The following is a 9,784-nucleotide window of genomic DNA, read 5'->3' on the forward strand; positions in this document are numbered from 1 at the left end:
ATGTCGGAGGGTTCCAGCCATTTGGGCTGCACCGCTTCGAGTGCCTGCACGTTTCTCTCCAACAGTTCGGGATAGTCTTCGGCCTTCTGTTTGGCATAGAGCAGCTTATCCCGCACCTGTCCACTCAGGTATTCCTCGTTCAGTTCCCAGCCTTCATAATAATTGCCGTAGTATTTCTGCGGATTGAGATAGATGCGATCCCCAAGCTCACTGATAAGTTCATCTGCCGATTTGCCCGTCAACTTTTCCATATACGGCAAATCAACCTTCATTTTTTGGTTCAACGATATTTCAAGAGCTTCCTTGGCTGTTTCGGCATGGGTGGGACGGCGATAGGACTTGATGGTGGCCTTCTGGAAAATGGGGGCCTTGTTCCATGATTTTATATTTTTGTTCTGATCCTCAATGGAACGGAGCAGAGGGAACTGGTCGTCATCGGAGAATACGGCGATGTTGGCCTTGTCATTGATGGCACCGCATTGTCTTACAAAGCGGTCGTACACCCCATTCAAGGTTTTCTGCGCCTGCTGCAATTCGTCAGGCGCGTAATCGTTAGTCTGAATTCGGATGACTTCCAGCAGCGCTGTCCTGACTTCGCACAGTCCTTTGATGCGCTCGGCGTGTTTGCCGGTGTAGTCCTGCGGTATCAGCTTGTTTCGCTCACAGTAGTAAATCCTATCGTCCTGCACCACATAGGTATAGTTTTTTGTCTCTTCGGGTGCGTCCAGCTCGCCAGCGTTTCCATCTTCTGCTTCCTCAACTTCCACAAAGGGCTGGTCTGCTTCGGCGGTAAAGGTGGCATGCAAATTTCCGATGGCTCTGTCAAGCTCCGCATAGAGGTCCTGGCCTTCGGGAGCTATACAGGCCGTGCTATCCTCGCGCCCATACATAGTTCTGCTAAACTGCATTTCACCCAATACCATCTCCGTATAGTCGATGAAATACTGGTTCATATTCATGTAATCGGGCTTTCTGGAATTGACGAACACCCAATCGGGCAGGAAATATTTATCTACTGTACGCTGAGACTCCAGCTTTTGAAAGAACAGGATGTCCGCCGTAACCTCCGTCCCGGCAAGAGCCTTAAACGCTGTGATCGGCAGCCGGATGGCGCCGATCAGGTCGGCTCTGCGGGCAATATATTCACGGACACCGGTATCTTTTTTATCCATTGTGCCTTTACTTGTGATAAAGCCGATGATGCCGCCGGACTTTACAAGGTCAAGGGATTTGGCAATAAAATAATCATGGATCTGGAAATCCTCGTTATCATATCGCTTATCATAGAGCTTGATGTTGTTAAAGGGGATATTCCCGATGGCAATGTCAAAGGAGCTGTCCTCAAAGCGGGTGGTTTCAAAGCCCTGTACCTGGATATTCGCCGTTTGATAAAGCTGCCTTGCAATCCTGCCTGTGATGCTGTCTAATTCCACGCCATATAGAGGCGTTCCTTCATAACTTTCGGGAAGAGCGGAAAAAAAGTTTCCCGTTCCCATGGCAGGGTCAAGTATCTTTCTGCCCTCACCGCCTGTAAAGCCAAAGCCCTCAAAAGCTTTGTAAATTCGCTTGATGAGCTCCGGTTCGGTGTAGTAGGCGGTGACAACGGAGTTTAAGGCATCCGCATATTCCTTATCATCCAGCAAGTACTTCAATTCGTGGTATTCCTTCTCCCAACCGCTGGCAGTATCGGAAAAGGCATTGGCAAGACCGCCCCAGCCCACATACCGGGCGAGGACAATCTGTTCATCAGTTGTGGCAAGCCGTTTTTCGCTTTCGATTTTGTTTAGCAGCTTGATGGCCTCCACATTGTTTTTGTACTTGGTTTTCACACCGTTTGGATAGAGGGCATAGTCCTCGGAATAGCGGAAATTGATTTTGATAGTACGGGGTTTTGAAACAGGCTCCGACACCGGCTCGGTTTCTGTTTGGGGTACAGCCGTTTGCACAAAGCTTTTATACGGTTTTTCATCATACAGCGTTTCTTCAATATCCTGCTGCCGATCAAGCAGGCCGTTCCAATACGCTGAAATTTCATCGGGTACTGGCTTATCTGCCCATTCGGCTTCCAATAGTGAAAGCTGGCCGGCAATCCAGTCATATTCCTGTTGCAGTTCGGTGTACGCCTCATTCTCTACCTCAAAGGTAACAGCATCTTTCAGGGCAGTACCGTCCTCCATTGTCATGCCCCATTCAATCTCCCTGTCGGGATATTTGCTTTGGAGCGCTTGAAGAAGCTGTGTTGCCACACCCCGGCGGCGATAATCCGCAAGCACTTCAAGATGGCTGATATGGGGGATGCCTTCATACTCGCTGTATTGTAAGGCTCCAACGGGGAAACCGTTATAGACCGCCTCATACAAAAAATCATGCTGTCCGTTGTGATAATCCAGATGGGTTTCCCTGATTTGAACCTGTATTTTAGAGGGGATATGGGAATTGCTTTCTTCATTTTCATCAGATTTCTCAGTCTCAAATGTACGAGCGGGTGCGGGGTTTCCGATATACCGTCCCTGATCTGTGAGCCTTTGAATGCCAATGGCGGCCCGAATCCATGTGATTTTGGTTTCGTGCTTTTCCCCTTTATCATCGGTCCAGTCAAACATGATCCCCTTGCTGTCATGGTTTTCAAAGCCGATTCCATGCTTGCCGACGGTATGGCCGCCAATACCGTATTCGTTACTCAAAAGGCCATGCTTTTGACTGACTATCCCTAAAAGTTGGTATTCTATAGTTATTAAGTATAAATCTAATTCAATTAGCGAGGTGTTACTTGTGGAAGTAAGAGGTCTATACAACATTTTAGCAATTGTCACCGGAATATCCATAATTACGATTGGCTGTCTGATCTCTTACCTATTTCAAAAAAAGCTATTTAATAAATACCGTGATAAGGTTAGGAATGAAATGGACAAAGCCCGCTCGGAACCCCCAGTAATCCCCAACAAAAAAGTATAGCAGAGGTCAGAGGCCGGAAGTCAGAGTGGATGTTCTGACAGGCTCCGTAGATTTTAATTATCTGTAGGTACAGAAGCTGAAGCCTTCCAGAGGCTCGTAACAGTACATGCACTCGAACCTCGAGCCTCGATCATGCCGTTCCCCGCTTACCCAAAATCAGCGCCGTCGCAAAAAGGAAGAGTTCGAGGCCAGTCTCGACGAAAGCCGCCACTATTGGATAAATATAGTGATAGAAATGTGTTTGTTGGAGACTACTGGGAAAAGAAACTATGCAGAGCGCCAAGGAAAGTAACGCCCCGGGATAAATCAGTGGTTGATAGTTCTTCAATCCAGCTATTTGGGCGAGCCCCTGTCCAAATGCCCAAAGCAGACTAGATGAAGCCACGATTGTCGAACCGACGAGGACCAGTAGCCAAACCATCTCAACTCTTTCAAGATAGTTGCTGAAATTGATCATCTTGGCCAGCTGGAGCCCAGGTGAGTACATGTATTGCGCATCCTCGAACCCGAAGATGCCCACTGATAAAGCAGTAATCAGGCCCACTACCAACGCCCCCATACTGACAGCACTAAACTTGGCCAGAAAGGCATTTTCTGGTCGGTTACAGAGTGGGATATACATGGCCATTATTATGCAAACACCGAAACTGGTAAGCATTAAGGGCGCGCCAACTAGAAAAGGCGCAATACCTTCGTCGAATTGAGGTTTCATCCTAGCGATGTGAAAATCGGGTAGAACTAGCAAGCATACGATAATGATACTGAGGAAAAAGAGAGGCCCTAAAACTTCAGTCACTCGAGCAATTACTTCAATCCCTTTACGACCTATGAGAGCGCAGACCACGTAACTAGATACTAGAATAAGATTCAACGGAGTCGTTGGCAGAAATACGTTACTAACAATTTGGCTTGAGCCCCGCAGTACTATAGTACACACCAGTAAGAAGAAGAGTGGGAAGAGGATTCCGACCATCCTGCCCAGATGCTTTCCCAGGATGGTGATGCTGTACTGCACAAAGTTTTCACCAGGGAAGCGGATACCCATATAGGCATAAACTATGGCCAACATGACATCGAGAAACCAAGCAACGAGGACCGATAGCCAGGCATCCCTCCCGGCCTGCATTATCAGCATACCTGGAATCTGCATAACCGCAAATCCAGTAATGATGATAAACAGCAGCCAGGTGAACTGTTTTGTGTTGATGATTCCTTTTTCCGGCATCCAATCACCTTTCTAATAGTTACTTGAAAATAGCTTTACCTACTGGTTCGAGCAGTCTTTCCAGGAGCGCTAGCGGAGAAGGCAAGCCAAGGTAATTGCTCGCTACCAGTAGGAAGGCCATGCCAAGGAGAGTACTCAAAACAGTCAGCTCTTTCCACTGGCCTTGTTTTCCGAGAGGTATTCCTTCCGCCAAACCAATGGCCAAGGCCATAAACACAATTAGAGCGTTCATTCGTTTACTCCTCCGACTCACTTCGCTGCGTCGGGTTGTTTATCAATCCAGTACTCAAAATCTCGACCTCACAGGAAATCTGATAATCCACTGTGGGAAAAATATCATCCCAGTTATGCTTGATCTGCTTCCATTCGACGGGATAATAGTTATGAATATTTTCTGCAAAACCGACACAATCAGACTTGAGCTCTTTCTGGGCTTTGTCAATCATCTGTTCAATCTGAAATCTTATGGCTTCCGCAGCCTGGAGTTGCAGTTGTTCAATAGTCTTGGGATCAAGTACGTTTACACCGCTTGCTCCGGTTTCATGGAGTAAGACTTTGGCCGTCATTACTATAGTCATTATTATACTGTCTTCTAATATTTTCGGGGTGATGCTAGTTTTGCCATTCAAGATGTCAAAAAAGATTTCTCCTTTCTCCCCATTAGCCTGTGCCTGGGGAGCATAAGTCAAGGTAATAATAGTCCCTTTTGGAGTATCAACAAGCCACCTATGGACTCTTGATTCCTCTTCATTCAACACACCAATCATTTGAAGATTTTTAAAAATAGCAGTCCGCCCTATAGTTACGATTTTAGGTTTTTCCTCGGTATCCAAAGGCTTTCCGCTAGCTTTTTCCAACTGGCTGGTGACCCGCTGATCTATGTCTTCCACTTGGATTAAGGGGGCAAAGCTGACGTGAGAATCCTCATTGAGTCGGGCAAAAAAATCATTTAAGGTTGTGGGTAGGACACGACCCACCTTTTGAAAAATCAGTAGAATATTATCCAATCCTCTGGCTGGCACCTGCTCCATCTCAATGTCTTTCTCAAGAATCTCCTTGGCTGTCTTGTCAGTGGTGAGCATCCAATCGGTGCGGCGAAATTCCCTGTCGCGTTTCAGTTCATCCAAGATATCTCCTATGCCCGTTTCCGCAAAATCCTTCCCCAGAACAATCGTCTTGCAGTGAGCAAGCATAATACGTCTGGTAGACTGTATGCCTAAATAACGGATGGCCTCAGACAGCGACTTACCCTCGCTATTCATGACCGTGTAAGATTTCTCTCCGCCTTCCCTCCCCCCCTTCTCCTCAGGCTTCGCAATTTGTGCAGTCAAGAGGATGCTTTTACTCCCTGGTATACGGTCAATTCCAATCGCGAGAACTGATGCTAGGCGATCTACTTCCTCATAATCCCAGCACCCCGTCAGAAGTAAGGATATACATACCATAATCAAAGCCAGTTTACGCATAGTTAAAACACCCTTTATCAAATTCAAAGAAGACTCCCACTTCTATGAGTGGTTGTTCCTTATTTTGCTTCGGTGGGGTAGATATCCTACGGGCTACAGCGTTCTTTTGGGGTTAGCCCTTCGGCATTAGTCTATCCTACGCCGACAGGTATTCCTTTTGGGATCGCGGCTTCGGCGATACTCTCCACTGGAGACTATCGTACTGGAGACTATCGTCACAGGAAGCTTTCGTCACCGAAGCCTCTATGTTCAGCCTTAGCTGAACGAGTTCACTGCTCATCTTCATCGGGCGGGGATGGTTTTCGAAAGAATTTCTGTCTCTGTCTGTTGTCGTTGTTTGCGATCAGGCGTGGCCTTTCAATCATAGCCCACCATGGTGACCTCATCACAAAATCTTTCATATCTTTTAGGTTAAAAGGAGCTAACGGAGCGAAGTAGGGTACCCCGAATGAACGGAGGGATACAAGATGTGCCTGCATGACCAACAAGCCTAACAGCATTCCAAAAAGACCTAGGATAGCTGATAAAACTATCATACCGAAGCGCGAAATCCGGATAGCCAGTGCAAAACTGTAAGAAGGGATGCAAAAAGACGAAATACCAGTAAGGGCTACTACGATCACTGTAGCAGGTGAAATCATTCCGGCCGACACTGCTGCCTCACCGATAACTAGCCCGCCTACAATACTAACGGCTTGCCCCACTTGCTTAGGCAGCCTTAAGCCAGCCTCCCGTAAAGCCTCAAAAATCACTTCCATCATTAAAACCTCAACAACAGTTGGAAAAGGTACTCCCTCTCGAGCGCCGGTAATACTGATCAACAATGGAGTGGGAAGCAATTCTCTGTGAAAGGTAGTAATGGCAATGTATAGAGCAGGAAGAAGCAAAGCCAAATTGAGGAATAAGAAACGTACTAGCCGCACCGATGTGGCATAAATAGAGCGGTCATAATAGTCCTCACTGGACTGCAGAAACTGAAACATCATTGTTGGTACTATCAAGACGAAAGGAGTTCCATCCGTAAAAATAGCGACCTGGCCCTGTAAAATCCCAGCAGCTATTTTGTCAGGCCGTTCGCTGTGATCAATCTGCGGAAATAGCGTGAAAGGTTCATCCTCGATCATTTCTTCGATATAGGCGCTCTCCAGCACCGAGTCCACCTTGATCAAGGAAATTCTTTTTTTAACCTCTGCGACTACTTTGGGATTTGCTGTTCCTTCTAGGTAGGCAATATTCACCTCAGTCTTGGTGGTCTGCCCCAAGACGAACTTCTCCAATTTTAAGCTAGGTGTTTTGATTTTGCGCCGCACCAAAGCAGTGTTTTTTCGCAGGCTTTCGGTAAATCCTTCCCGGGGTCCTCTAACTACTCCTTCTGTAACCGATTCTGAAATTGGCCGCCCCTCTAAGCCCTTGGTTTCTATCATCAGAGCACTGGCAGTTCCTTCTAGCAACAAGGCGACACTTCCAGTCAGTATCGCATCAGAAATTTCCCCGATTGTAGAAATTTCTTTAATGTTTCCAACTTCCATGAATAAGTTTTTAATCATTTCGATATTGTGAGAACCGGATGCTTCAAAATTTGAACACTGAATGTTCACTAGAGATTTTAAGATGTCTTGATTGACCGTTTGTTCGTCGGTGATCCCGTTCACATAAAGGAGCAGAGCAGGTACGTGTTCCTGTCCGATCTTTAATTCCCGATAGGCAAAATCAGTGCACTTGGCAAACATAGTCTGAAGTATGTCCAGGTTCTCAGCCAGTGAACTACATAAAGGCAGGCTTTCTTGTTGATTATCAGACTCAACGGACTGGCTTAACTCAGGTTCTGGTATTTTTTTTCTTTTACGTGTACGCAAGTGCCGCATACGCCTTACACCCTGTATATTTTTCACATCCAAGACATTTTTAGTTAGGTCAAATAACGTTTCTACTACGCTCCATATTTACTTAGGGGAATTTCGATTTAACCGTTTTGCAGACTAACTCATATTATTAGCACTTCAAAGAGCTAGTATACAGAGAGCGCAATGACAATCGGTATTTTGAGCTCAGGTATGAGCAAGCTCGACCTTTTCACTGAGTTCGACGTGACGTTGGACCCAATGGGGGTTCTCAAATGTGACGATCGTAATTGTCCAATTTGGAATTTATGAATGGTCTTGATTTTCAAAAAATAAAGCCTGTCTCCGAGTCGACCGGAAACAGGCTTCGTGAATTATTTAAATTGATAAACACTACTTCTCTTAGGCATTATAAATTGAAATTTAACGGTTTTGGCTTATCGCCCCTTCTCCAAGGCCATTCGCTTAAATTTCTCTCGAGCATTCTCTGGGGGAATAGCTAAAACTTCTCGACGTAACATAGTCAAAGCACCACTCGGACAGGCTGCAGAACACACACCACAACCGATACAGACCTCATTCTTCAAAACAGGGATCTCAATCCCATTTCCTTGATCCGTCATAGCGATAGCCTGGATATGACACTTGTCGGCGCAAACTCCACAACCGATACAGTTTTCCAGTTCAAAGGACGGAATGAAATTGCTGGGGTGGGTGGCATAGATCTGTTGTTCATTGATCCCCCGGAGAACATTACAGCAACAACCACAGCAATTGCAAATGTAGGTTGGTTTGTTCATCACATTATCACACATGTGTACTAAACCCAGCTCTTGTGTCTCAGCGAGCACCTTCAGAAGCTCATCGACAGTTGCCGGTTTGCCTAAACCTTTACGAACTATCCATTCAGCGGCTCCACCAAGAGACATGCAGACTTCCATAGGTGCATCACAAGCCTTACCAACATGTGATCTTTCATGTCGACAAGCACACATGGTTATGGCGCCTCCACCAGATTGACGAATGATTTCCGTCGCCTTCTCATAATCCAAGACTTCAGTTTCTACTGCTAAAGGCATAACATTCTCATAAATCAAGGTTCGCATGATCTTCGTATCCAGACCAGCTATTTCTTTCATGACTCCAGGACTGTGAAAGTAGGTGTCGAATAGTTCTGCCAACTCTTTCATGTTAACTTGGTCTCTTGTTCTCATAAACGTATATTCAAAGAATCCGACTAAAACGGGTGCTAACATATAATAAAAAGAATCTTTGCGAGGGATATCAAGGACCAAACCCTTGTCAGACATTCCGTCTAAGATAATCTTTAATTCGCTTTCCTCGATGCCTGTGGCGGATGCTATTTTATCTAAGGACATCGGAATTAAGGAAAATTTACTACCTACTAACGCTTCACTTTCCGTGTAGAGACGATGAAGAATTGCCATGAGATCTTCATTGATCGGTGCACCTTCTGGAGCCTTACTTAGACGTTCCGCAAGGGCATGGAATATCTCTTCCTTAGCATTAATTACATGACCCAAACTCTTTACCCGTTGCCAAAACTTTATAAAAGTCTATTAAAGTTCTGTTTGCTTCCCTATTCATCGTGTCCGATTTTGCCCGAAGGCTACTTTCGTTTGATATAACACTCCAAGGGCTTAAATTCCGATGCAACGAATCGTACACATTAGTAGTGTCTTTTAGGTGACTAGACTACTAATTGGTATCTCGAAAGATTAATGGAAGCATTGAAATCTCGATCTATTACCAAACCACATGCACAACTGTATACTCTATCCGACAACTTCAAGTCTTTCTTGATAGCTCCACAACTCGAACAAATCTTACTCGAAGGAAACCATTTTTCAGCCTCAACAAGTTCGATACCATGTTTCTCACACTTGTATTGGAGCTTCAACTTAAAGTCATACAGTTTTTGTTGAGCAATTGCTTTCGATAGATGCCGATTTTTCATCATACCCTTGATGTTTAGAGTTTCCACAACCACTTTGCAAGGCTTGGTTTTCACAATTACATTGGTGGCTTGGTGAATATGATTACTTCTGATTCCAGTTAACTTTCGATGTAGCATACGGATTTGCTTCTCAACTTTTATAATGTTGCAGGTTTTGACGAAACGGACTCCCTTCTTGTTTTTTTGATATTTTCGAGAAACTTTACGTTGCAACCTACGAAGCCGTTTCTCTGGCTTCTTGACACTTTGAGATTTGTTAATGTTTTTGAACACCATACCATTAGAGCAGGATGCAAGGACTTTGATCCCAAAATCAATG

7 protein-coding genes are annotated in these 9,784 nt (G+C 45.3%); all 7 read right to left on the reverse strand.

The window, feature by feature from the left end:
• Nucleotides 1–2,684, reverse strand: a 2,684-nt coding sequence (locus JL57_RS04785; protein ID WP_291299716.1) for a GNAT family N-acetyltransferase, incomplete at its 3' end; no start/stop codon positions are given.
• Between the two features lie 401 nt (nucleotides 2,685–3,085).
• Nucleotides 3,086–4,180, reverse strand: coding sequence for an endospore germination permease (locus tag JL57_RS04790; RefSeq protein WP_034140924.1), 1,095 nt, complete (start codon nucleotides 4,178–4,180; stop codon nucleotides 3,086–3,088).
• Nucleotides 4,181–4,199: 19 nt separating this feature from the next.
• Entirely contained in the window at nucleotides 4,200–4,412 is a 213-nt protein-coding gene (locus JL57_RS04795) for a hypothetical protein (protein WP_034140925.1), read from the reverse strand.
• A gap of 4 nt (nucleotides 4,413–4,416) precedes the next feature.
• A complete protein-coding gene (locus tag JL57_RS04800) occupies nucleotides 4,417–5,646 on the reverse strand; it encodes a Ger(x)C family spore germination protein (protein ID WP_034140926.1) in 1,230 nt (409 codons plus the stop codon).
• 269 nt (nucleotides 5,647–5,915) lie between these two features.
• Nucleotides 5,916–7,511: a spore germination protein gene (locus JL57_RS04805; RefSeq protein WP_034140927.1), complete on the reverse strand. Its 1,596-nt coding sequence runs from the start codon at nucleotides 7,509–7,511 to the stop codon at nucleotides 5,916–5,918.
• Nucleotides 7,512–7,924: 413 nt separating this feature from the next.
• Nucleotides 7,925–9,031 (reverse strand): 4Fe-4S dicluster domain-containing protein, encoded by a 1,107-nt coding sequence (locus tag JL57_RS04810; protein WP_034140928.1) that lies wholly within the window; start codon nucleotides 9,029–9,031, stop codon nucleotides 7,925–7,927.
• A gap of 167 nt (nucleotides 9,032–9,198) precedes the next feature.
• On the reverse strand, nucleotides 9,199–9,784 hold a 586-nt coding region (locus JL57_RS04815), incomplete at its 5' end, for an RNA-guided endonuclease TnpB family protein (protein ID WP_034140929.1).

The sequence above is a fragment of the Desulfosporosinus sp. BICA1-9 genome (assembly GCF_000802135.1).

Coding starts and splice junctions, on each gene's coding strand:
- JL57_RS04790 (WP_034140924.1), bottom strand. CDS start 4,180: ATGCCGGAAAAAGGAATCATCAACACAAAACAGTTCACCTGGCTGCTG.
- JL57_RS04795 (WP_034140925.1), bottom strand. CDS start 4,412: ATGAACGCTCTAATTGTGTTTATGGCCTTGGCCATTGGTTTGGCGGAA.
- JL57_RS04800 (WP_034140926.1), bottom strand. CDS start 5,646: ATGCGTAAACTGGCTTTGATTATGGTATGTATATCCTTACTTCTGACG.
- JL57_RS04805 (WP_034140927.1), bottom strand. CDS start 7,511: ATGCGGCACTTGCGTACACGTAAAAGAAAAAAAATACCAGAACCTGAG.